The sequence below is a fragment of the Enterobacter dykesii genome (assembly GCF_008364625.2).
GTDB classification, from domain to species: domain Bacteria; phylum Pseudomonadota; class Gammaproteobacteria; order Enterobacterales; family Enterobacteriaceae; genus Enterobacter; species Enterobacter dykesii.
Map to the genome: position 1 here is coordinate 533,169 of NZ_CP126604.1, position 22,277 is coordinate 555,445.

Here is a 22,277-nt window from a genome sequence, read left to right on the forward strand (position 1 = left end):
GATATGAAGGTGCTGCAACACCCCCATACCGCTAACCACAACCAACTATAAGGGAGTTGAAAATGGCTGCGACGAATTTTAAGCCAGAGTTTACTGTTTGCAAAACAGAATCAGACGCTTTCACCGGCATGATTGAAAACCGCGAGCTGGTACGCAAAAACAGCGCCCGCCGTCTTCACGGCAACCAGCCCAACGCGGCGCCCGTCCACCCTCGCGCGGAAACGCCGCAGGATAGTGCCGCCTGCTGCGAACTGTATGCGCGCATAGACATGAAATACCTTCTTCTGGGCGGAGACTGGTTAACCCGCGCGGGCTTTATCAACGGCATGCCGGTTAAAATACGCGCTATGAAAGACTGCATTGTGATTACCCCACAGCATACAAGAGAATTATGGGGATGCCTGGAAGGTATGAGCGTGGTGAATATAAATAAGCAGAAAGTCGCCCAGTGGTTAAAAACGTTTCCGGGAGCGCTGAATGATACGGGAGATATACCTATGGTGAAGCGCGGAAATGGTCTGGCAGAATAATAATATCTAAAATCTCCCTTCATTTATCCTGTAAAAGGATAAGTTAATACGGACGTGAATATACATGTCCGTATTTTTTCTTCTTTAAATGAATTATCTAACTCCGCTGGTGCACCCAATAAATCGGATGTAACATTCTCCGCAAAGCGACAGGGAGGATTGCTATGCAGATTTGTCGGATGGATTACAACGATGTCTCAGCCGATGGAAGAAGGCTGAAACTACACGTTTATGGTGTTGGGACATTTCCCGTTTTTTCAGGGATTGAACCTGTAACCAATATTGCTGAGTGCGCCTTTATCAGGAATGCTGCATTACCAGTGGGTACGTACTGGATTGTTGATGCACCGGAAGGCAGTATTGCTAATCGGGTTGAGCGGTTTGTAAAAGACTTCAAGAACGGGACCGATCATTCTGAATGGTTCGGCTTGTTTAATGCTTCGACCATGGCTGATAACGTATTTGTGAATGGGGTCGACAGAGGTTCATTTAGACTTCATCCGTTGAGGCCCAATGGTGAGGGAGAGTCGTGGGGATGCATAACGTTCTATAATATCCCTGATTTTCAACTGGTCAGACAATCTTTGCTTGCACGTAAGAAGATTCGTGTTCCTGGTGGTAAAGGGTTGATGGCATATGGACGTATTGATGTGACAGGAAGGGCTGATTATGCTTCATGCAAAGTTAAAAAATAATTTCCTGATTGGTCTGGCATGCCTCATTGCTTCCTTCTTTATCGTCCTGTTTCCTCTGGGAGGCTTGCTCGATTACTTATCTCAAGCCAGCAATGATTTTTTAAATCGCACCGGTTTGGGGTTTGCTGATGGTGAAGCAGACCCATCATTCCTGTGGGTGTTGGGTGGGATGATGGTCGTCGTTACCGCGCTACTGATGATCATCATCCGAAAGATATGCAACCTGAGGCAAGGATGAGACATTTTATGGACATTTTCTATGACAATCCTTTTAAGCGTCCTCAAGTGGTGTGCGCTCACGGTTGCCACCGTTTTTATCCTCGGATGGTTGTTTGTATGGCTTGTGGCATCTGATTCTGATGAGCCGACCGTTTATACGGAAAACGATTTTTTCCACTACCGGATACTGACAGACAAGGATATTAAGAACGCCCCAAAAGTAACGGACGACTATTATTTTGAGGCGCATTCGGGCGATGGTTACGAACCTTCAAACAGTATCATTTTTAAAGGCGCTACCAGTGCTGAGCCGTTGCGCGCTTATCTCGAAACGTTAGGGTATGTGAAGGAAAAGCGTAGCCTGGAAGTGAAGGAGGTCTGGTCGAAACCCGAACGGTTAAACGCAGATTTTTTCTATCTGTACTTTAATACCGCTACGGGTGACATTGAACTGACCAAAGTGATAGGTAACGGGCATGTCATCCCATGCCCGTAGTAAGAAAAATTCACTCGTGCTTTATCTGCTCTTTCACAGCCTTAACCAATACTGCATGGAGTTCGCCAACGGTTAAATCGCGTATCACAGGTTCGGGAATGCCCCGTAGCCTGCGAATCAAGCGGCAGATACCAAAGTAATCTATGCCCTCGGTGCTAAAAAGAAACTCGTTTTCAGCGAGGGAAAAAGTTTTCTCATAGCCATCTTCTTCAGTGACAAGCGTAACGCCAAACGCTGCCTCGCAGTCTTCAATCAGGGCATCGCCATCCATGCCGCATATATCAAGATCGTCTTCGATTAGGGTGTTCTCAACAATAACGTATACGTTTATTAATAGACCGAGTTAACGCCTGGGCCTTATTGTTGAAGGTACAAAGAAAATCAAAACAATCCACGCAAACATCCCAATGATTTTTAGCGGCCAGGGTTCGAATACATAAAAGCACACAAGTGCGCCTATAACTAGTAGTGGTCCTCCTAATAATTCCAGTATTCCTTCTAAGATAGATAACTTATGAGGCAATACACTATTCAGTAAAACACAAGTAAGGTGTGTGCCTCCTAAAATAATGATTATAGCTAGAGTGCATTCTTTCCAGTTATCAGAAATACCTAAGCAAATGAGGCACAGTGCAATCACAAAAACACACAGTAACGTATTCAGCATGGAAATAATAAACTTGCTCATATCATTTTACGCCGCGCATTAAACATATAAAGAATCCATGAATATAGCATTCTTGGAAGAATGATAAACGACATTGGCTAATAATGGATTTAATACTTTATTGCGCCTCGTTTATTTCCGTAATAATCGAGTTAGCGGCTTCGTACTCTTCCCACGCACTCCACCGCTATTTCTACCTTAGCTAAACACCGGCACCCCCAGCCCAACCTTCACCTCCCTCAACGTCGCCTGCGTCACCCCCTGCGCCCGTTCCGTCCCGCGCTTCAGCATCGCCATCAGCTCCCCTTTATCCCGCATATACATCGCCCTGCGCTCCCGCATCGGCGCAATCAGCTCCTGCAGGCACGCCTCCAGCTCGTTCTTACACACCCGATCCCCCAGACCGCCCGCCTGATAGTGCGCCTTCATCGCCGCCACTTTCTCCTTGTCCGGATGAAACGCGTCGAGGTACGTAAACACCACGTTCCCCTCAATCTGCCCCGGGTCGCTCACCTTCAGGTGGTTCGGGTCGGTGTACATGGCGCTCACCGCACGGTGGATCGTCTCTTCGCTGGCCGAAAGGTGCAGCGTGTTACCGAGCGATTTCGACATCTTGGCGCTGCCGTCGATGCCGGGCAGGCGGCTGGTGTCGCTCAGCATCGCCTTGCAGTTGCGCAGCACCGGGGCGGGCAGCAGGTTGTTCATCTTGTGCACAATCTCGTTGGTCTGCTCAATCATCGGCAGCTGGTCGTCGCCGACGGGCACGCACTCGGCCTTGAACGCGGTGATGTCTGCCGCCTGGCTGATGGGGTAGGCCATAAACCCGACCGGCAGCGAGCGGGCGAAGCCCTTCTGTGCAATCTCGTTTTTCACCGTCGGGTTACGCTCCACGCGGGCGACGGTGACGATGTTCATATACAGCATCGTCAGCTCGGCGAGGGCGGGCAGGGCGGACTGCAGGCAGATCGTGGTCAGGTTCGGGTCGATGCCGGCGGCGAGGTAGTCAGCCAGCACTTCGGGGATGTTGTCGCGGATCTTCTGCGGGTTGCTACCGTTGTCGGTCAGCCCCTGCAGGTCGGCAATCAGCACAAACTGGTTGTGCGTCTGCTGCAGAGCAACGCGCTGGCGCAGCGATCCGACGAAGTGGCCAAGATGCAGCGGGCCGGTTGGGCGATCGCCAGTGAGGATGGTGGGTGCGTTCATAAAGACTCCTTAAAGTGCAGTTGCCGAAAGGGGTCTTAGAAATGTGAAAGCCGCCTTTCGGCGGCTATCTGAAAATGGGGAAAACAACTCCGTGCCGCCTTTAAGAAGGCAGCCACCAGCGGTTTACGGTGAGCACGGCGTGGTTTATGTTCATGCTTTTACCGTACCACGTCCGGCGCGAAAAACAAAAGGGCACGTCATGCTGCAATCTCTCAACCACCTGACCCTCGCGGTTAGCGACCTGCAAAAAAGCGTCACCTTCTGGCACGAGCTGCTGGGGCTGACCCTGCACGCCCGCTGGAATACCGGGGCCTATCTCACCTGCGGCGATCTGTGGGTCTGCCTGTCGTACGACGAGGCGCGCCAGTACGTGCCGCCGCAGGAGAGCGACTATACCCATTACGCGTTTACCGTCGCGGAAGAAGATTTTGAACCGTTCTCGCAAAGGCTGGAGCAGGCGGGCGTCACCGTCTGGAAGCAGAACAAAAGCGAGGGGGCGTCGTTCTATTTTCTCGACCCGGACGGGCACAAGCTGGAGCTGCACGTGGGCAGCCTCGCCGCGCGGCTGGCGGCGTGTCGCGAGAAGCCCTACGCGGGCATGGTGTTTACCTCAGACGAGGCTTGAGGCGCGTACCTTCAGCCTGCCCGCCAGCGTCACGTGCGTGGCGGCATCTTCCTGATTGCACAGGTACTCCACCGCCAGCCGTCCCAGCTCGCTGTAGGGCAGTTGGATACTGGTCAGCGGCGGGGTGAGCTGTTCGGAAATCTTCTGGTCGTCGTAGCCCGCCAGCAGCATGTCTTGCGGGATGCGCACGCCGTTCACCGCCAGCGCCTGATAGCAGCCTATCGCCAGCCAGTCGCTGGCGCAGAAGATGGCGTCCGGGCGCTCGGCCAGTTCCAGCAGCGAAGCCGTCGCGGTAAAGGACTCGCTGAACTGCCAGTTGGTCTGCCGCACCAGGCCATCGTCGCACGCGAGTCCGGCCTGCTGCAGCGCCGCCTGGTAGCCCGCCAGACGCTGGCGCGAGGCCTCCATCCAGCTCTCGCCGGTGATGTGGGCGATGCGCGTGGCCCCGCAGGCGATGAGGTGTTTAGTGACCTGGAAAGCGTTGGCGTAGTCATCCGGGATAAACGACGGCAGCAGCGGCGAGCCGGGGTCGCGCTGGTTGAGCAACACAAGCGGGATGCGGGTGCAGTCCTGGAAGGCCGTCATGTCCACCAGCGTGGTGACCGGAGACGCGAGAATAATCCCGATGCAGTTGCGCTTCTCCAGCTGGCGAATGATGTTTAGCGCCAGCTCGATGTCGTCGCCGTAGTCGTAGACGGTGAGCAGGGTCTCGTTGCGCCACGCCGCTTCCCGCGCCTGGCTGATGGCGTCGATAAACGGGTCGAAGCTCTGCATGGAGCTCACCAGCAGGGCGATCTCTTCCTGGTTGCGCGGGGCGTGAACGGCGGGGAGGCGGTCGTAGCCGAGCTCGGTGGCGACGCTAATCACCCGCTGGCGGGTGTCGTCGCTGAGCTTGATGTTGCGGGACTGGTTAAGCACCAGCGATACCGTCGCCTGCGACACCCCTGCCGCCCGCGCAATATCGTTCATCGTCACTTTCGTTTTTCGCTTCATCCTTCCTCTCCCTTTCGCGACTTCGCATCATACCCTAACCGCACGCTTTAGCGCCGTCGATCACGTTTCTCATTCATCGAAGCGTGAACTTTGTGAGGGGCATCGCTTTTCTCAACGCCGTGATTTGCGCATTTATCCTGCAACTAATATTTATTAGCTAAATATTATCAGTGAGAGGACGCGTAATGAAAGAGCGGTGGAGCAGGGAGCAGGCACAGGCGTGGTACGAGCAAAAGGGCTGGCTGTGCGGGTTTAACTATCTGCCGTCGACGGCGGTGAACTGGACCGATATCTGGCAGGAAGAGACCTTCGATGCCGAAACCATCGAGCGCGAGCTGGGCTGGGCGGCGGAGGCGGGCTATAACACCCTGCGCATCAACCTGCCGTTTATCGTCTGGGAGCACGACCGCGACGGGCTGATGGCGCGCATCGACCGCTTTTTGACGATGGCCGACGGTCATGGCTTCAGCACCATGCTGACCCTGATGGACGACTGCGGCTTCTCCGGCGACGAGCCGTACCTCGGCCCGCAAAAGCCGCCCGTGCCGGGCAAGCACAACAGCCAGGCGGCGGCGAGCCCGGGGCGCGACAGGGTGTGCGATCCCGACTGCTGGGCAGACATTGAGCGCTATATCCGCGACGTTGTCCGCCAGTTCCGCGAGGATAAGCGCGTGCTGCTGTGGGATCTCTATAACGAGCCGGGCAATCGCGGCATTTTCGCCTCCGGCACGCAGGAGGTGCAGTACGACGCGAAGCTGGAGACCTGCGCCCACGCGCTGATGAAGCTCGCATTCCAGTGGGTGCGTGAAGAAGACCCTACCCAGCCGCTCACCGTCTGCGCGTGGCGTCTGCCGCCGGAGGAGGAGGGCGAGACGTTCTTCCAGCATCCTCTGGACCAGACCGCGCTGGCGCTCTCGGACGTGGTGAGCTTCCACGCCTACACCCACACCGGCCGCATGACGGCGATTATCCAGCAGCTGCAAAAGCTCGGTCGCCCGCTATTCTGCACCGAATGGCTGGCGCGCCACGTGGGCAGCACCATCGAAGAGCAGCTTCCGCTGATGTACGCGGCGAAGGTCGCGCCGTACCAGTGGGGGCTGGTGCGCGGCAAAACCCAGACGTGGCTGCCGTGGCCGGTGGTGATGAAGGAGTCCACGGACTACTGCCGCCTCTGGTTCCACGACGTGTTCGAGGAGAACGGCATTCCGTTCTCGCGCCGTGAAATCGCATTAATGCAGCAGCTGCGCAAGATCGCCCCGTAAGTTAAGGGCTAATAATATCGACCCGGTGGACCACCGCCGGGCAACCAGGCAGGCATATAACAATGGCAACGACAATGAAAATACCGTCTCGCGAGCTGTGGTCCTATTTTGGCTATGGTCTAGGTCAGTGTTTTAGCTTTGGTTTAGTGGGTTCGTTTATTAACTATTTTTACACCGACGTGCTGGGGATCTCGGCGCTGGCGGCGAGCACCATCTTCCTGATTGCCCGCGCCTGGGATGCGGTTCACGATCCGCTTTTTGCCAGCATTATGGACACCATTAACAGCCGGTTCGGCAAGTTTCGCCACTTTTTGCTGATCGCCCCGCTGCTGATCACCGGCGTCACGCTGCTGTCGTTCTATAAAATCGAAGCGGACATGACCACCAAAATCCTCTACGCCGGGGTGACCTACATCCTGTGGGGGACGCTGTACGCCATCTCCGATATCCCGTTCTGGTCGATGTCGTCGGTGATGACCAACGACTCCGGGCAGCGCACCCGCGCGGTAACGGCGGCGATGCTCGGGGTGAACGCGGGGATCGCCTGCGCCAACATCTTCTTCCCGAAGCTGGCGGCCTACTTTGCCCAGTACAGCAATGACAAAGGCTACTTTATGGCGGCGCTGGTGATGATGCTGGTGGGCCTGCCGCTGATGCTCAACGGCTTTATGCAGATCAAAGAGCGCGTGCCGCCGAGCCCGGAAAAGGTGACCATTCGCGACACCTTCCACAATCTGCGCCAGAACAAGCCGCTGTTTATCGTCCTGCTGTCGTTCTTCTTCTGCGTGTTCCACAACGTGGCGGGCGGTCTCTATATCTATTTCTTTATCAACAACCTGGGCGACGGCAGCCTGCAGATGGCGATTGGCGTGATGGGGATCGTGGCGGCGGTGCTGTGCCTGGTCGCCCCGATGCTGACGCGGCAGATGCAGAAGCGGAAGCTGTTTATGATCCTCTGCGGGCTGGACGTGGCGGTGCGCGTGGTGATGTGGTTTGTCGGGTATCAGCAGGTGACGATGCTGTTTATTCTGCTCGGCCTGAGCACGCTGTTCGTGATGATGACCAACATCCTCACCTCGTCGATGATTGCCGACACCATCGAGTACGCTGAGTACCACACCCACAAGCGCTGCGCGGCGATCACCTTCTCCGGGCAGACCTTTACCGGCAAGATGTCGGTGGCGGTGGGCGGCGGGTTAATCGGCGTGTTTCTGACGATGATCGGCTACGTGCCGCAGGCGCAAATCCAGAGCGAGAGCGTCCTGTCGGGGCTGTTCTTCGGGATTTGTCTGCTGCCAGCGATAGGGTCGCTGATCCGAATGGGCTTTATGTCGCGCTTTACCTTTACCGAGGAGAAGCACGCGGAGATTTGTCGGCTGCTGGCGGCGCGCAGGTTGATTAGGGAAGGGGAGCGGGGTAGCGAAGAGCAGGGCCTTCGTCCTATGCAGGTAAATTAATGCTGCCAGACACCGGCCTGGCAGGTGTCTGGTCTCTTATATTACGATGCGTGTGGCGGTTTAATCTCCTTCAGGAGATCCAGAATGCTATTACTGCTTGTCGATTTTACTTTTTGATAAAATACAGGTTCGGAGATCGGTGAATCCCATTGATGGATCTGTTCTTTTTTGAATGGGATACATTTCATGGCTGTTCGCTTCAGCGCTTTAATACGGAGATCATAAGCCTCGAAATCATCCGCCGTTGTTTTCAGACTTGCCGATCTCGCTGCGTTAATCTGGTCTGGGCATATGAGTTGTATATTACCCAGTGAAAAGATATTTACCCCAGTGATAAAAAATCTTGACGGGATATCTTTATAGTAACGGGTGTTCCACGTTGCTCCGTCAAACATGGCGTGTGGATGCGTCTGTGTCTCGATGTAATACTGGTGAGTACGCCAGTCACTGATGCCTGAAAGATTGAGGGTCATGTTGATAATCAAGTTCGGAGTGGGTCTAAAGAAAATCGTCATCAGAAACACCAGGGCCGGAATGACAATCACTATTGTCGTTATCATCTGGATGATGTTTTTCTGTTCACTTACGAGGATCATCCCAGGGAAAATGCCGACCACGGCCAGGACCACTGACAGTCCGGTGAAAATGGCTAATTGCGCGAGCATGCTCGTTTCACTGTTAAAATCAAGCTGGTTGGTCACGAACAGAAGAGGGAGGACTTGAACACACGCAGGAATGAGCAATAACGCAGGTAACCCGAACTTAATCGGCCATGTTTTAAGGTATTTCTTTTCCAGCGTGTCATCAATTTTAACATACGCAGGGGTGAAAATTTGCCATCTCGACATACTCCATGTCGTTAACAGAAGCAGACCGATTGCCACTATTGTAACGCCAGGTCCGTTCCAGTTAAGAAAATAATAAACACTCATGCTACTGATAAACACGATGCAAATCATGATGCTATTTATCAGACTCACATTCGCGAGTCGTGAGGGTAAACCTTCATAATGCTTTAAGGATTGTTCATTCGATAAGAAGATTAAATACAGTAAGAAAGACGAAATAAATATAACGATACTGAAGCCGAACAGGGAAAGCAGAGTGAAACCAAATATAATGCCGAGGGCGCTAGTCACGCTCAGCGCATCATAAAGTATATCCAGCCGATCAATGTTAGCGAGATAGAACCATATGACGCTAAATGTACACCCTGTCACGAAAGTGGACGAGGTTATAATGGCAATGAAAAATTTACGGTTAATGATTTTTAGAAAATCGGCCTTCATCCTGGATGCCCCCTTTGTTTAGGGGCATCATAAGACGTGATAAGCCTTAATTTCCAGCCCCCAAAATATGTGATAAAAATCGAGGGCGTTTCCTTTCTGCGCTGTACAGAACAGTGACGATCGCTTAACCGGTGGACTCACCCACAAGCTCAATCCGGTTTCCGTCCGGATCTGCAATGACCGCTTCATAAAATCCATCTCCGGTCATGCGCGGTGCGCCGAGTAACGTACCCGCTGAGCGAGCCTGCTCCGCCATGCTGTCCACCGTTGCTTTGCTGCCCACATTTATGGCGATATGCGCCCAGCCGATAAACTCCGGGTGGGCAGGAGCATCCGGCAGATCCGGCAGCGTCATCAGCTCGATGGTCGGCCCGTTATCCAGCGTAATAAAGTGTGATTCGAAACCGGGACGATTTTTACTGACGTAGCGTTCGTTACTGCGGCCACCAAACACCGTTTCCCAGAACTGAACCTGCGCGTTCAGGCTGCGGGTCCAGAGTGCGACATGGGCAATATTCATAAGCTCTCTCATTATTTGTCTGTGAGGACTTTCACCGGTAAAACAGGCTACACTCTGGTTTTGAGCGCTACAAGCTGAGGACATAACAATGCACTACACACTGAAAGAAAGCGACAAGGAAAAAGCGGAAGGGTCAAACGGCGCGGGCGCTCTGCAGCAAAAACTGCTGGAGTCCCGTTCGATTGTGATCTCCGGTGAGATCAACCAGGAGCTGGCGCAGAAGGTCATCACCCAGATGATCCTGCTGCAAAGCGTCAGTAACGATCCGATCAAGCTGTACATCAACAGCCAGGGCGGCCACGTGGAAGCGGGCGATACCATCCACGACTTCATCAAGTTCATCCGCCCGGAAGTGCACGTCATCGGCACCGGCTGGGTGGCGAGCGCCGGGATCACCATCTTCCTGGCGGCGAAAAAAGAGCACCGCTACTCGCTGCCAAATACCCGCTTTATGATCCACCAGCCGCTGGGCGGCGTGCGCGGTCAGGCAACGGATATTGAGATCGAGGCGCGCGAGATCATCCGCATGCTGGATCGCGTGAACAAGCTGATCGCCGACGCGACCGGCCAGCCGCTGGAAAAAGTGAAAAAAGACACCGATCGCAACTTCTGGATGTCTCCGGCAGAAGCGCTGGACTACGGCATCGTGGGCAAACTGATTACCCATTATGACGAGCTGAAGCTGGATTAAGTTTTCGCGGCGTGTTTGAGTCGGGTGGCGGCTTCGCCTTACCCGACCTACACGCCCTCGTTTGACCCATGACAAGTTCCCCCTCCGCCTTCTTGCCTATAATCGCGCCTGTTTCCCCTCTCACTGGTGCTACCCATGGCGTATCAACTGAACCTGAACTGGCCGGAATTTCTTGAGAAATACTGGCAAAAACAACCCGTAGTGCTGAAAAATGCCTTCCCGAACTTTGTCGACCCGATTACCCCGGACGAGCTGGCAGGGCTGGCGATGGAGCCGGAAGTCGATAGCCGTCTGGTGAGCCATTTCAACGGCAAATGGCAGGCCAGCAACGGGCCGTTTGAGCACTTTGACGATCTGGGCGAAACCGGCTGGTCGCTGCTGGCGCAGGCGGTGAACCACTGGCATATGCCCGCGGCGGAGCTGGTGCGTCCGTTCCGCGTTCTGCCGGACTGGCGTCTGGATGACCTGATGATCTCCTTCTCCGTGCCGGGCGGCGGCGTGGGTCCGCATATCGACCAGTACGACGTGTTTATCATTCAGGGGATGGGCAGCCGCCGTTGGCGCGTGGGTGACAAGCTGCCGATGCGTCAGTTCTGCCCGCATCCGGCGCTGCTGCATGTCGATCCGTTTGATCCGATCATCGACGAAGATCTGGCCCCGGGCGATATCCTCTATATCCCGCCTGGATTCCCGCACGACGGCTTTACCCATGAGACGGCGCTCAACTACTCCGTCGGTTTCCGCGGGCCGAACGGTCGCGATCTGATCAGCAGCTTCGCCGATTACGCGCTGGAAAACGATCTAGGCGGCGAGCACTACAGCGATCCGGATCTGACCTGTCGCGAACACCCGGGCCGCGTGGAGCAGTACGAGCTCGATCGCATTCGTCAGATGATGATCGACATGATCGGCAAGCCTGATGATTTCACGAAGTGGTTCGGCAGCTTTGTTTCGACGCCGCGCCACGAGCTGGATATCGCCGCCGCCGAGCCGCCGTACGCGCCGGAAGAGGTGCTGGACGCGCTGCAGGGCGGCGAAACGTTGTCTCGCCTGAGCGGCCTGCGCGTGCTGAACGTTAACGGCAGCTTCTTCATCAACAGCGAACAGCTGGAGACGATAGACGCGAAGGCGGCGGATGCGCTGTGCCGCTACACCGAACTCGGCCAGGCTGAGCTGGGCGATGCGCTGAATAACCCGGCGTTTGTTGAGGAGCTCACCGGGCTGATTAACCAGGGGTACTGGTACTTCGACGAGTAGTGGAGGGCGGCGTTGAGTGAGGCTCAACGCCGCCTCGTTTAGACCAGCATATTACACGCCTTCCAGTAGTTCAGAAGTCGTTCGTCATCGCGCTCTTTTTCAGCTTTTATTTTCATCGCCTGCGCCAGATTTGCTCGCGACACTTCATGGCCTTTCTGGACGATGTCTAATACCGCTTCACCAAGAGCCAGTGAAATTTCTGTCCGATTATTGCGAATCGTCATAAATACCTCCTCGTTGGTTGCGTTAATTTAATTATGAAAGAGAAATAACCATCCGGTAATAATTCATCTCATTCTTAATTTTTTATTTCTCTCATTTTCAACGGGTACGAAAATGAAAAGGGGATATTTTCTTCCTTATGGGCAGTAATAATCTTTCGACTTATACGGGTGCATAATCCCGTTAAGCCCAGAGATTGCCGCCATCCCCTGTGAATGGTACTGTTTGACCTGTCCTTTTCCCCATGCAGGCGTGGCATTATGCTCCAGAGTGAAAATACATCAGCGAAACGCCTGTTTTTTGTTGAGGATTTTCAGCTATTCGGCGAGCGCTATGGCATCGACTATCGTTTTCCCCAGCTAAAAGATGCAGTCGCCACCCGCAGTCCCGTTCTCCAGGGGGACGTGGAAGAGATGACGCTCTCCTCGGGCGTTTCCCTGACCCACTCCGACGTTCGCGTGTTACAACCTTACGAAACGACCTCTCGCCACAGCAGCCCGCTCTATATGCTGGTCGTGCTGGAAGGGTGCGTCACGCTAACGCTCCGCGGTAACGAGTATGTCGTGCGGTCGGGTATGGCCTTCAGCGCCTGCCTCAGTGAAGAGCAGATTATGAGCGCGCGGCACGATGCGGACAGTACCCTGAAGACGCTCTCGTTTGGCGTGTACCCCAATGACGCCAGGCATGAAAGCCTGCTGGAAACATTGCTGCTGGAGTGGCAAAGCCGGAATGCGCCTGCCGTTGTCTGGCACGTTCCCGGATTCGTGCTCTCCGGCATTCAGCATGCACAGCAGCAGGGCGTATGCGCGTTATCACGCAGACTGCTGCTAGAGGGGCTGATGTATCAACTGCTTGGCCATGGCCTGAATCAGTACCAGCAACACCGTCCCTGTCGACCGGAGCATGCGCGTCTGGAACGCGTACGGTGCATGCTGGAACAGTCGCCTGAACAGAATCACTCCCTTGCCGAGCTAGCCGCCCTCGCGGCAATGAGCCAAAGCAGCCTGCGCAGCAAGTTCCGCCAGCGCTATGGCTGCACGCTGTTTGATTATCTCCGCGACTGTCGTCTCGCGCTGGCCCGGCGCTATCTGCTGGAAGGCTATAGCGTACAGCAGGCGGCGTGGATGTGCGGCTACCAGCATGCCACAAATTTCTCTACCGCATATCGTCGCCGCTACGGTATTTCGCCCGGTGAGGTACGTAAAACGCAGTAATGCACTTTTCCCTTTCCTGCTAACGCTTCCCGTGCGGTTTGTCATCGCGCATAGGTAACCTGGCGGCACGCATAGCCGTTTGCTCTCTCAAAAAGGTAATAATTCTTATTAACAATAAGAATTATCTCTGGAGAGAGTTATGTTTGCTAAAACGCGTCTGGCACTGCTGGTGGGATGGGTTACCGGAAGTGTCATTTTTCCTGCGCTGGCGCAGGATGCCCAAAAAACGGATACAGTGGTGGTGACGTCGCAAATGCAGTCTGCGGCCACTAAGCTTGAAACCCCTGATATCGAAACCCCGCAGTCGGTATCTATCGTCACGCGCGAGCAGTTCGAGGAGCAGGGCGCAACCAGCGTGCGTCAGGCGGTGAGCTACACGCCGGGGGTCTACAGTAATCAGATCGGTGCCTCAAACCGCTTCGACTATATCGTGCTGCGCGGCTTCTCCGACGGCAGCCTGGATAACATCTATCTCGATGGCCTGAAGATGATGGGAGACACCAACTCCCACAGCTCGCTGGTGATCGATCCTTGGTTCCTTGAGAGCGTAGAAGTTGTGCGCGGCCCGGCCTCCGTGCTGTACGGGCGCTCATCGCCGGGTGGGATTGTGGCTCTTACGTCCCGTAAACCGTCGTTCGATCCGGGCGGGGAGATCAAGCTGTTCGCCGGGAACAATAACCAGCGCGGGGCGATGTTCGACGTCACCGGTGCGGTTGACGATAACGACCGCGTGGCGGTGCGCCTCAGCGGGATGACCCGCTACGCCGATTCCCAATTCGATCCGCTGAAGGAAGAGCGTTACGCGCTGATGCCGAGCCTGACCTGGCGCATCACTGACAATACCCGTCTGGAACTGATGGCCTATCTGCACCGCGATCCGGAAGGCGGCAGCCACTCGGGCCTGCCGTATGAAGGGACTGTCGTACCGCACTACGGCAAGAAAATCTCCAACACCTTCTTTGAAGGCGAGGATGATTATGACAAATACGATCGTCGTGAAAACATGGTGGGCTACAACATTGAGCACATGTTTGACAGCGGCTGGTCGGTGCGTCAGAAGCTGCGCTATGCGCATACCAAAGTGGAATTGAACCAGGTTTATGCCGCAGGCTGGCTGAATGAAACCGAGCTTAACCGCGGCTATTCGGGATCCGACGAGAAGATGAATGCCATCACGCTGGATAACCAGATCGACGGCAGCTTTGACACCTGGGCGGTGAACCACCGCGTGCTGATCGGGATGGATTACCAGGATCGCACGAATAACGTGACGGGTTATTACGGCGGATTTCCGCCGATCGACGCCTTCAATCCGGTCTATGGCGCGAAGCCGGATTATATTACGCAGTACAGCCAGGAAAAGCACAAGCTGCGCCAGACGGGGTATTACCTGCAGGATCAGATGTCCCTGGATCGCTGGCGTCTGACGCTAGGCGGGCGTTACGACCGGGTCAGCGTGTCGAATATCGACAGCTTTAACCATACCCGCAGCGATCTGGATAAGCACAACGTCAGCAGTCGCGCGGCGCTGCTGTATCTGTTTGATAACGGCGTGGCACCCTACGTGAGCTACTCAACCGCCTTTACGCCGACCAGCTTTGCAGACGAGCAGGGCAATATCCTGGAGCCGATGAAGGGCAAGCAGTGGGAAGCCGGGGTGAAATATGAGCCTGAGGGGATGAACAGCCAGTTCAGCGCCTCGGTGTTCCGTATCAATCAGAAGAACATCGCCACCAAGGAGGAGCCAACCGATCCGTACCGTTCGATCGGCGAAATTGAGTCCGAAGGGGTTGAGCTGGAAGCGATTGGACAGTTGACGGACAGCCTGCGCATGCAGGCCGCGTATACCTATACCGACATTCGCTATAAGAAAAGTAGCCCGGAAGAGCAGGGAAAACGCGCGGTTTATGCCCCGCGTAACATGGCCAGCGCCTGGTTGAGCTACGACGTCAAAACGGGTCCGCTTGACGGCCTGACCGTGGGTTCGGGCGTACGCTATGTGAACGGCGTCACCAGCGATCGTCAGAACACCCATACGCTGCCGTCGTATACGCTGATTGATATGGTGGTGGGGTACGACCTGTCAAAGATTGGGCTGATGGGGGTCAGCGCGCAGCTGAACGTCAACAACCTGACGGACAAGCGGTACGTGGCGGCGTGTAACTCGCTTTCCTACTGCTACTTTGGCGCAGAACGCAGCATCTTGGGCAGCGTTTCGTGGAAGTTCTGAGCCGTTAGCCAGCGCCCGGTGGCGCTTCGCTTACCGGGCCTACGGGCGATAAGATGTAGGCCGGGTAAGGCGAAGCCGCCACCCGGCAAAAAACCGCACTACTCCTCCATCGCAATCACAATCGCTTCACCCATCTTCTTCAGCGCCTCGCGGTTTTTGTCCGTCGGCGGCAGCGCCACGTTGATCCGCAGGCAGTTGCGGTACTTCCCGGAGGCGGAAAACAGCGACCCGGCCGCGGCCTGAATCTTCAGCCGACACAGCTGCTTGCTGACGCAAACCATATCCACGTTTTCCGGCAGCTCAATCCACAGCAGGAAGCTGCCCTGCGGGCGCGTGACGCAAATCTCTGCCGGAAAATACTGCCGCACCCAGCAGGTATAGGTTTCCATATTCTGCTGATAAATCTGACGCATACGGCGCACGTGGCGATGGTAATGGCCGTCGCGAATAAACGCCGCCACCGCCATCTGCGTGCCCGGCACGTTAAACCCGCCGGCGGCGTATTTCATGTGCATCACCCGGTCGTAGTAGCGTCCTGGCACAATCCAGCCGACGCGCAGGCCCGGCGCCACGGTTTTGGTAAACGAGCTGCAGAGGATCACGCGTCCGTCGATATCCATCGAATGAATGGTGCGCGGGCGCGGATACTCCGCCGCCAGCTCGCCGTAAATATCATCCTCAACAATCACGATATCGTGCCGCTGGGCGAGGGCCAGCACCTGCTTTTTCCGCGCTTCCGGCATGATAAACCCGAGCGGGTTATTGCAGTTGGGCACCAGGATAACGGCCTTGATCGGCCACTGCTCCAGCGCCAGCTCTAACGCCTCGATGCTGATCCCGGTCTCGGGATCGGTAGGAATTTCAATCGCCTTGATGTCAAACCCGCGCAGCATCTGCATGGTGCCGTGAAACGACGGCGACTCCACCGCCACGATATCTCCCGGCTTGCACACCGAGAGCAGGGCAATCGACAGCGCGCCATGGCAGCCGTTGGTGATGACAATCTCGTTCGCTGCCACGGTCGAGCCGCCGTCCAGCATCAGGCGGGCGATCTGCTCGCGCAGCTCCAGGCGGCCGTCGAGCACGTCATAGCTCAGCATTTCGCCAGGGTTATGCTGCGCGATGCGGCTCATCTCGCGCCACAGGGGCTTCAGGCTCGGCTGGTTAATATCCGGCGAACCGCCGCCAAAGGAGATCATCTCTTTGTCGGCACGAGCGTCCAGCAGCATCATCACCTCATCCCACTGGGTAACGTCCACGGGGCGCTGCACCGGGCGCGTCATGGCCGGAACCGGCGGCTGGGCCTTGCGCTGTGAGACAAAATAGCCGGAGCGTGGCTGAGGGGTGATCAGCTGGAGATTTTCAAGGATCTGATAGGCCTGCTGTATGGTGCTGATGCTCACGCCGTGCTCCTGGCTCAGCGTGCGCACCGACGGCAGACGTTCGCCGCTGCGATACAGCCCTTGTTCAATGCGTTCTGCCAGAAGGTTGGCCAGATGTTGATAGCGCGTCATGCTGTATCCTTTGTTTTCACCATACAGATTGTAAAACCAGTACAGATTGCCGTAAAAATTGGCATGCAGATACTGTTTTAGCGGATCTGTATGTTAAACAAAAGGTGTTTTTGAGTCTGTATTGCACAGGTCGATTTCCAGGATGATAACCCCACTGGTACAGCGAGGAGAGCATCATGGAATTCTACGAAAATCGTTCAAAACGTCCGTTTGTCGTGTTTGTCTGGATCGGCAAAACGATCTGCAACTGGTATCGCATCAACCGCACCCGCCGCATCCTGAGCCGGATGAGCGACGAGCAGCTCAAGGACGTTGGGTTGTCGCGGAATGATGTATGAGCCACGTCATCGCCGGGCGAGCGCAGCGCACCCGGCGATGTTCAGCGCAACAGCGCAAGCGTCTGCCGCTTCGGCCTTTGCAGCAATTCCACCGCCTCTTCATACGACCGCACGTTGTTATAGCCCATCACCAGCCCGTAGCGTTTGCCCGACCCGCGATACCACTCCGAAAGCGCATTGACCTGCAGCTGCTGTTCCTGCCAGCAGCGGGCGATCTCCCGGTCACCGCTGCCTTTGGTCAGGAACGCCACGATATGCATCCCGCCGTCGTTTTGCTCGGTGAAAAACAGATCGCCATACACCTCGCGCAGGGCGGCAATCATCCAGTCGCGGCGGGTCTGATACAGCGCGCGCATCTTTTTCAGGTGACGGAAAAAATGCCCTTCGTTGAGAAACGCGGTGAGGATCTTTTGCGTCAGCACCGGCTGGCCGCTGGTGGTAATGTCCGCGCAGTCGGTAAAGGCCCCGACGCTGCTGGCGGGCATCACCACGTAGCCCATGCGCAGCGACGGCATGATGGTTTTACTGAAGGTGCCCATAAAAATCACCCGGTCGTGCTGGTCCAGGCTTTTCAGCGACGGCAGCACCTTGCGGGTGTAGTGAAACTCCCCGTCGTAATCGTCTTCGATAATCCACGCCTCGTTCTGGCTGGCCCAGTCGAGCAGCTGCTGCTTGCGCGGCAGCGAGAGGGTGACCGCCAGCGGGCTCTGGTGCGACGGGGTGACGATGGCAAAACGCGCATCGCGATGGTGACGGAGCAGGTATTCCGTGTCGATACCGCAGCGATCGACCGGTACCGTGTGCAGGCGCGGCACGATCCGCTTGAGCAACTGCTGGCCCATAAAATAGCCCGGATCTTCAAACACCACCTTGTCGCTGCGGCTGGCAAGCGTGTCGAGGATCAACCGCAGGCTGCCGCTGTAGCCGCTGGTGATCAGCACCTGCTCGGCGCTGCAGGAGAGCCCGCGCGAGATGTTGAGATAGCTGGCGATGGCCTGGCGCAGCGGATACCAGCCCAGCACCGGCGGGTTGAGCATCTCCTCCTGACGCATGGCGCGCGTCGCCTGACCTGCCAGCAGCAGCCATTTTTTATACGGAAAGCTGTCGAGGGCGGGGATGCCGGGGCGCAGAAACCCAGCTCGTTCCCGCTGGCTGATGAGCGATGCCGGGAGCGTGCCGGTGGGCTGTTCCGCGGAGACGTTCTGCGCGGGCAGCAGAAGATCCGGATTCACCCGCGTGCCGCGCGCGCCCTGGCTCACCAGATACCCTTCCCCCGTCAGAATGGCATACGCCGTTTCGACGGTTTTACGCGCCACCTTCAGCTCTTCCGCCAGCACGCGGATAGCGGGCACCCTGTCGCCCGGCTTCAGCACGCCGCGCGTGATGTTGTCGCGATAGCGGGAATAAATCTCGTGATAGCCCGGCTTCATGTCCTACCTCGTTTCACGCTTTTTGTGTCTTTTTACTATGTCATGAACGGCGTAGATTTGCCGCATCGCATGACATATGCCGCACAAAAAAGAGGAAAGACAATGAGCACTCGCGTTAACCACCATAAAGTCACACCCGTCCTCGCCAACGCGCTGTCCGCCCTGAGCATGGAGGTGGCAAAAACCTCCATCGACCCGGCGCTGAAGCACCTGATCGACATTCGCGTGTCGCAGCTGAACGGCTGCACCTTCTGTCTGGATATGCACTCGAAAGAGGCCAAAATCGCCGGCGAGCGCGAGCTGCGCCTGTACCATCTGGCGGCCTGGCGTGAGTCCCCCCTGTTCAGCGCCCGCGAGAAAGCCGCGCTGGCCTTCACCGAAGCGCTGACCCAGATTGGCGTTCACGGGGTTAGCGACGCGCTGTACCGCAGCGTGGCGGAACACTTCTCGGACGTGGAGATTTCAGAGCTGAACTTCGCTATCGTGGCGATCAACGCCTGGAACCGTCTGGGGATCACCTCCCGCATGGCGCCGGGCTCGCTGGACGCGGCTTATGGGCTAAACAAGGCTAACCTGGAATAATCCCGCGCTCGCGGATCGTTGCCACCAGCGCCCGTAGCCCTGGCGGAACGTGGCGATGGCCAGGGTAGTACAGGCGCAGTCCGGCAAAGGGCTGCGCCCAGTCGTTCAGGACGCTCACCAGTTCTCCACGCTCAAGCTCATCCCGGATATACAGTTCCGGCAAAAATCCCACCCCTAATCCCGCTTTTACCGCACGGATCGAGGCAAACAGATCGGACGTCGCAAAGCGCGGCGGCACGGCAAGGGCATACGTTTCACCCCGACGCGCCAGCTCCCAGCGGTAGATCCCACCGTGGGCCATGCGCATGCCGATCCCCTGATGCTGCAGCAGATCGTCCGGCGTTTGCGGAATACCGTGACGGGCAAAATAGTCCGGCGTGGCGGTGACCAGCTGGCGGATCTCCCCGGTCAGAGGCACGGCGATCATGTCCTGCGGCACGGACTCCTCAAGACGGATCCCCGCGTCGTAGCCTTCCGCGACGATGTCGATCATCCGCGCTTCGCTGACCGTCTCTACGCGCATCTTGGGATAGCGGATCATAAAGTCGATCAGCAGCTGGTCCAGAAACAGGGTACCGATATGGTTCGGCACGTTCAGACGCAGCGTGCCGGCGGGTTCCCCGGTGTCGCTGTGGATCTCTTCGCTGGCGAGACGGATCTCCTGCAGGGCCGGGCCGATACGCGCCACGTAGCGCTGTCCGGCGTCGGTGAGCGCCACGCTGCGGGTGGTGCGGTTAAAGAGTCGGGTATCAAGGCGGCTCTCCAGCCCGGCGATGGCGTTGCTTACCGCCGTGGCGGACATGCCCAGCTCCTGCGCCGCGCCGCGAAAGCTGCCGCGCCGCACGACGGCCATCACCACTTCCAGCTCTGTCAGACCTGAACGATGCATAGATTATCCTGAAAATCGAAACAACCCTTGCAGCATAGCGTGGATTATCGCAACGGAGAAGCCGTGACAGACTGTGCTCACATAGCCTGAGGAGGTTTATATGCACACCATCGAACAGATCTTTATTAACGGCGAATTTGTTACCCCGCACGGCACCGAGTGGTTTGATTTGTACAACCCGGCGACGGCGCAGGTCATCGGCCAGGTTCGTCTGGCGGATGAGGTTGACGCGGAGCGCGCTATTGCGGCGGCGAAAGCGGCGTTTCCGGCGTGGTCGCAGACCACAAAGCCGGAACGCATCGCGGCGCTAAAACGTATGCACACCGCCATAGCCGCACGCCACGACGATCTGCTTGAAGCGATCGTTGAAGAGTACGGCGCGCCCGCCTCGCGCTCGGCGTGGATGGCCAGCTATCCGGCGGAGGTGATTGCTCAGGCCATTGAGGCGCTGGAGGCGTTTGAATTCGTCATCCCCGCAGGCGCAGCGACGGTGCAGATGACGTCGCTTGGCGTGGCTGGACTTATCACGCCGTGGAACAGCGACGCGGGGTTTATCTGCGGCAAGCTGGCGGCCGCGCTGGCGGCGGGCTGTACGGCAGTTATCAAGCCGAGCGAAATGAGCGCCCTGCAAACACACATCATCACCGAAGCGCTGCGCGATGCAGCGCTGCCGCCGGGCGTGTTTAACATCGTCACCGGGCGCGGCGAAACCGTCGGTGAAACCATCAGCCGCCATCCGGATGTGGCAAAAATCTCGTTTACCGGCTCGACGAATACCGGCAAGGCGATCCTGCGCAACGCGGCGGAGAGCTTTAAGCGCGTTACCCTGGAGTTAGGCGGTAAATCGCCGACGATCGTGCTGGATGATGTGGATCTGGCGCAGGCGATCCCTCTGGTGATTCAGGCCGGATTTATGAACAGCGGGCAGGCGTGCGTGGCCGGAACGCGCATTCTGGTGCCGCAGGCGCGCAAGGCGGAGATCGAAACCGCGCTGGCGCAGGCCGTGGCGGTGGTGAAATCCGGCGATCCGCGCGATAGCGCGACGGACGTCGGCCCGATGGTCAGCGAGAAGCAGTGGCAGCGGGTGCAGGGCTATATCCGTAAAGGTCTCGAAGAGGGGGCGCGCCTGCTGGCGGGCGGCGAAGGGCGGCCGGAAGGCACGCAGGACGGCTGGTTTGTGCGCCCTACGCTGTTTGCCGATGTGAACAACCGGATGACGGTCGCCCGTGACGAGATTTTCGGCCCGGTGCTGTGCGTGATCCCTTATCGTGACGAGGCGGAGGCGATCGCCATTGCCAACGACACCGACTACGGCCTGAGCGCGATGGTGCTGGGCGGCGATGCGGACCGCGCGCGACGCGTGGCGCAGCAGATTGTTTCCGGTCGCGTGCTGGTGAACACGCTTGCCCATGAACCGAAAGCGCCGTTCGGCGGGTTCAAGCACTCCGGCGTGGGGCGCGAGATGGGCGAGTGGGGGATTCGGGCGTTTATGGAGCCGAGGTCGATTGTGGGCTAAAACTTCGCTCTTTACCGAAGCATTGTGCTTATCCATCCTGCATTCTCTCCTCAACATTACTACGGAGAGACCATCATGATTGCAGTCATTTTCGAAGCCAAAGCCGCGCCTGCCCATCAGGCGCGCTATCTGCAGCTCGCTGCCGAACTCAAACCTTTGCTGGCGGACATCGACGGCTTTATTGATATCGAACGGTTCCAGAGCCTGACGACCGACGGCAAAATCCTGTCGCTTTCCTGGTGGCGGGATGAAGAGGCCGTCCGCCGCTGGAAGCAGAACGTTTTCCATCAGGCAGCGCAGGCCGAAGGGCGGGAGTCGATTTTCGCGTACTACCGTATTCGGGTGGCGCAGCTGGTGCGGGAGTACAGTTCCGAAACCGGAGGGCTCGCGGATGTATGATGATAAGCTGGCCGCAGAGATCACCGAACCCTGGGCGAC

Annotated in this window: 24 protein-coding genes; 15 read left to right on the top strand and 9 right to left on the bottom strand. The window is 56.8% G+C overall.

The annotated features are described in order from the left end of the window. The first annotated feature begins 62 nt into the window (after positions 1–62). The 4 genes from F0320_RS02450 (at position 63) to F0320_RS02465 (ending at position 1,940) form a co-directional block, all read left to right on the top strand. Positions 63–530, top strand: coding sequence for a SymE family type I addiction module toxin (locus F0320_RS02450; RefSeq protein WP_095455102.1), 468 nt, complete (start codon positions 63–65; stop codon positions 528–530). A gap of 164 nt (positions 531–694) precedes the next feature. Beyond that, entirely contained in the window at positions 695–1,225 is a 531-nt protein-coding gene (locus tag F0320_RS02455; protein ID WP_023295850.1) for a DUF2778 domain-containing protein, read from the top strand. Continuing rightward, entirely contained in the window at positions 1,200–1,463 is a 264-nt protein-coding gene (locus F0320_RS02460) for a hypothetical protein (protein ID WP_047173258.1), read from the top strand. The genes F0320_RS02455 and F0320_RS02460 overlap by 26 nt, the downstream gene beginning before the upstream one ends. 21 nt (positions 1,464–1,484) lie before the next feature. Further along, on the top strand, positions 1,485–1,940 hold the full coding sequence (locus tag F0320_RS02465; RefSeq protein WP_126328920.1) for a hypothetical protein: 456 nt from the start codon (positions 1,485–1,487) through the stop codon (positions 1,938–1,940). 10 nt (positions 1,941–1,950) lie between these two features. Here the strand turns inward: F0320_RS02465 and F0320_RS02470 are convergent, their stop codons facing one another. Together F0320_RS02470 and trpS are read right to left on the bottom strand one after the other, a co-directional pair. Next, on the bottom strand, positions 1,951–2,211 hold the full coding sequence (locus F0320_RS02470; protein WP_233443229.1) for a hypothetical protein: 261 nt from the start codon (positions 2,209–2,211) through the stop codon (positions 1,951–1,953). Positions 2,212–2,805: 594 nt separating this feature from the next. Next, positions 2,806–3,810 carry a tryptophan--tRNA ligase gene (gene trpS, locus F0320_RS02475; protein ID WP_126328918.1) on the bottom strand — a complete coding sequence of 335 codons (1,005 nt, stop codon included), beginning with the start codon at positions 3,808–3,810 and terminating at the stop codon, positions 2,806–2,808. Positions 3,811–4,009: 199 nt separating this feature from the next. Here trpS and fosA point away from each other — a divergent pair, with 199 nt between their 5' ends. Beyond that, positions 4,010–4,435 carry a FosA/FosA2 family fosfomycin resistance glutathione transferase gene (gene fosA, locus F0320_RS02480; protein WP_047718350.1) on the top strand — a complete coding sequence of 142 codons (426 nt, stop codon included), beginning with the start codon at positions 4,010–4,012 and terminating at the stop codon, positions 4,433–4,435. Here the strand turns inward: fosA and F0320_RS02485 are convergent. Further along, positions 4,421–5,428, bottom strand: coding sequence for a LacI family DNA-binding transcriptional regulator (locus F0320_RS02485; protein ID WP_126328917.1), 1,008 nt, complete (start codon positions 5,426–5,428; stop codon positions 4,421–4,423). The two genes, fosA and F0320_RS02485, sit on opposite strands and share 15 nt — an antisense overlap. Before the next feature lie 185 nt (positions 5,429–5,613). Here F0320_RS02485 and F0320_RS02490 point away from each other — a divergent pair, with 185 nt between their 5' ends. Further along, entirely contained in the window at positions 5,614–6,690 is a 1,077-nt protein-coding gene (locus F0320_RS02490) for a cellulase family glycosylhydrolase (RefSeq protein ID WP_126328916.1), read from the top strand. 62 nt (positions 6,691–6,752) lie between these two features. After that, the gene (locus F0320_RS02495) at positions 6,753–8,147 is read left to right on the top strand and encodes an MFS transporter (protein WP_126328915.1); all 1,395 of its coding nucleotides are present in this window, start codon (positions 6,753–6,755) and stop codon (positions 8,145–8,147) included. 41 nt (positions 8,148–8,188) lie between these two features. On the opposite strand, the gene F0320_RS02500 is transcribed toward F0320_RS02495, so the two are convergent. Together F0320_RS02500 and F0320_RS02505 are read right to left on the bottom strand one after the other, a co-directional pair. After that, entirely contained in the window at positions 8,189–9,436 is a 1,248-nt protein-coding gene (locus F0320_RS02500) for a hypothetical protein (RefSeq protein WP_233443228.1), read from the bottom strand. Between the two features lie 124 nt (positions 9,437–9,560). Further along, positions 9,561–9,956 (bottom strand): VOC family protein, encoded by a 396-nt coding sequence (locus F0320_RS02505; protein ID WP_047651662.1) that lies wholly within the window; start codon positions 9,954–9,956, stop codon positions 9,561–9,563. An 88-nt stretch (positions 9,957–10,044) separates the two neighbouring features. Between F0320_RS02505 and F0320_RS02510 the strand changes: the two genes are divergently transcribed. Together F0320_RS02510 and F0320_RS02515 are read left to right on the top strand one after the other, a co-directional pair. Further along, positions 10,045–10,647 (top strand): ATP-dependent Clp protease proteolytic subunit, encoded by a 603-nt coding sequence (locus F0320_RS02510; RefSeq protein ID WP_024909504.1) that lies wholly within the window; start codon positions 10,045–10,047, stop codon positions 10,645–10,647. A 135-nt stretch (positions 10,648–10,782) separates the two neighbouring features. Further along, positions 10,783–11,904: a cupin domain-containing protein gene (locus F0320_RS02515; protein WP_047651661.1), complete on the top strand. Its 1,122-nt coding sequence runs from the start codon at positions 10,783–10,785 to the stop codon at positions 11,902–11,904. A gap of 38 nt (positions 11,905–11,942) precedes the next feature. Here F0320_RS02515 and F0320_RS02520 read toward each other — a convergent pair whose 3' ends face one another. Then, positions 11,943–12,128: a hypothetical protein gene (locus tag F0320_RS02520; protein WP_042717348.1), complete on the bottom strand. Its 186-nt coding sequence runs from the start codon at positions 12,126–12,128 to the stop codon at positions 11,943–11,945. Between the two features lie 258 nt (positions 12,129–12,386). Here F0320_RS02520 and F0320_RS02525 point away from each other — a divergent pair, with 258 nt between their 5' ends. Further along, a complete protein-coding gene (locus F0320_RS02525; protein WP_126328914.1) occupies positions 12,387–13,340 on the top strand; it encodes a helix-turn-helix transcriptional regulator in 954 nt (317 codons plus the stop codon). Between the two features lie 139 nt (positions 13,341–13,479). After that, positions 13,480–15,570, top strand: coding sequence for a ferrioxamine B receptor FoxA (gene foxA / locus F0320_RS02530; protein WP_126328913.1), 2,091 nt, complete (start codon positions 13,480–13,482; stop codon positions 15,568–15,570). Positions 15,571–15,668: 98 nt separating this feature from the next. Here the strand turns inward: foxA and F0320_RS02535 are convergent, their stop codons facing one another. Continuing rightward, positions 15,669–17,084, bottom strand: coding sequence for a PLP-dependent aminotransferase family protein (locus F0320_RS02535; RefSeq protein WP_126328912.1), 1,416 nt, complete (start codon positions 17,082–17,084; stop codon positions 15,669–15,671). A 176-nt stretch (positions 17,085–17,260) separates the two neighbouring features. Between F0320_RS02535 and F0320_RS02540 the strand changes: the two genes are divergently transcribed. Further along, entirely contained in the window at positions 17,261–17,422 is a 162-nt protein-coding gene (locus F0320_RS02540; RefSeq protein WP_047651656.1) for a DUF1127 domain-containing protein, read from the top strand. Between the two features lie 41 nt (positions 17,423–17,463). On the opposite strand, the gene F0320_RS02545 is transcribed toward F0320_RS02540, so the two are convergent. Then, complete coding sequence (locus F0320_RS02545) at positions 17,464–18,852, bottom strand: PLP-dependent aminotransferase family protein (protein WP_126328911.1); 1,389 nt, start codon at positions 18,850–18,852, stop codon at positions 17,464–17,466. Between the two features lie 102 nt (positions 18,853–18,954). On the opposite strand from F0320_RS02545, the gene F0320_RS02550 reads away from it, so the two are divergent. Then, positions 18,955–19,434, top strand: a complete 480-nt coding sequence (locus F0320_RS02550; RefSeq protein ID WP_126328910.1) for a carboxymuconolactone decarboxylase family protein — start codon at positions 18,955–18,957, stop codon at positions 19,432–19,434. On the opposite strand, the gene F0320_RS02555 is transcribed toward F0320_RS02550, so the two are convergent. Beyond that, positions 19,421–20,323 carry a LysR family transcriptional regulator gene (locus F0320_RS02555; RefSeq protein ID WP_126328909.1) on the bottom strand — a complete coding sequence of 301 codons (903 nt, stop codon included), beginning with the start codon at positions 20,321–20,323 and terminating at the stop codon, positions 19,421–19,423. The genes F0320_RS02550 and F0320_RS02555 overlap by 14 nt on opposite strands. 100 nt (positions 20,324–20,423) lie before the next feature. On the opposite strand from F0320_RS02555, the gene F0320_RS02560 reads away from it, so the two are divergent. Both F0320_RS02560 and F0320_RS02565 read left to right on the top strand, forming a co-directional pair. Then, positions 20,424–21,839 (top strand): aldehyde dehydrogenase family protein, encoded by a 1,416-nt coding sequence (locus F0320_RS02560; RefSeq protein WP_126328908.1) that lies wholly within the window; start codon positions 20,424–20,426, stop codon positions 21,837–21,839. A 75-nt stretch (positions 21,840–21,914) separates the two neighbouring features. Next, positions 21,915–22,238: an antibiotic biosynthesis monooxygenase family protein gene (locus F0320_RS02565; RefSeq protein WP_048976405.1), complete on the top strand. Its 324-nt coding sequence runs from the start codon at positions 21,915–21,917 to the stop codon at positions 22,236–22,238. Positions 22,239–22,277: the final 39 nt, after the last annotated feature.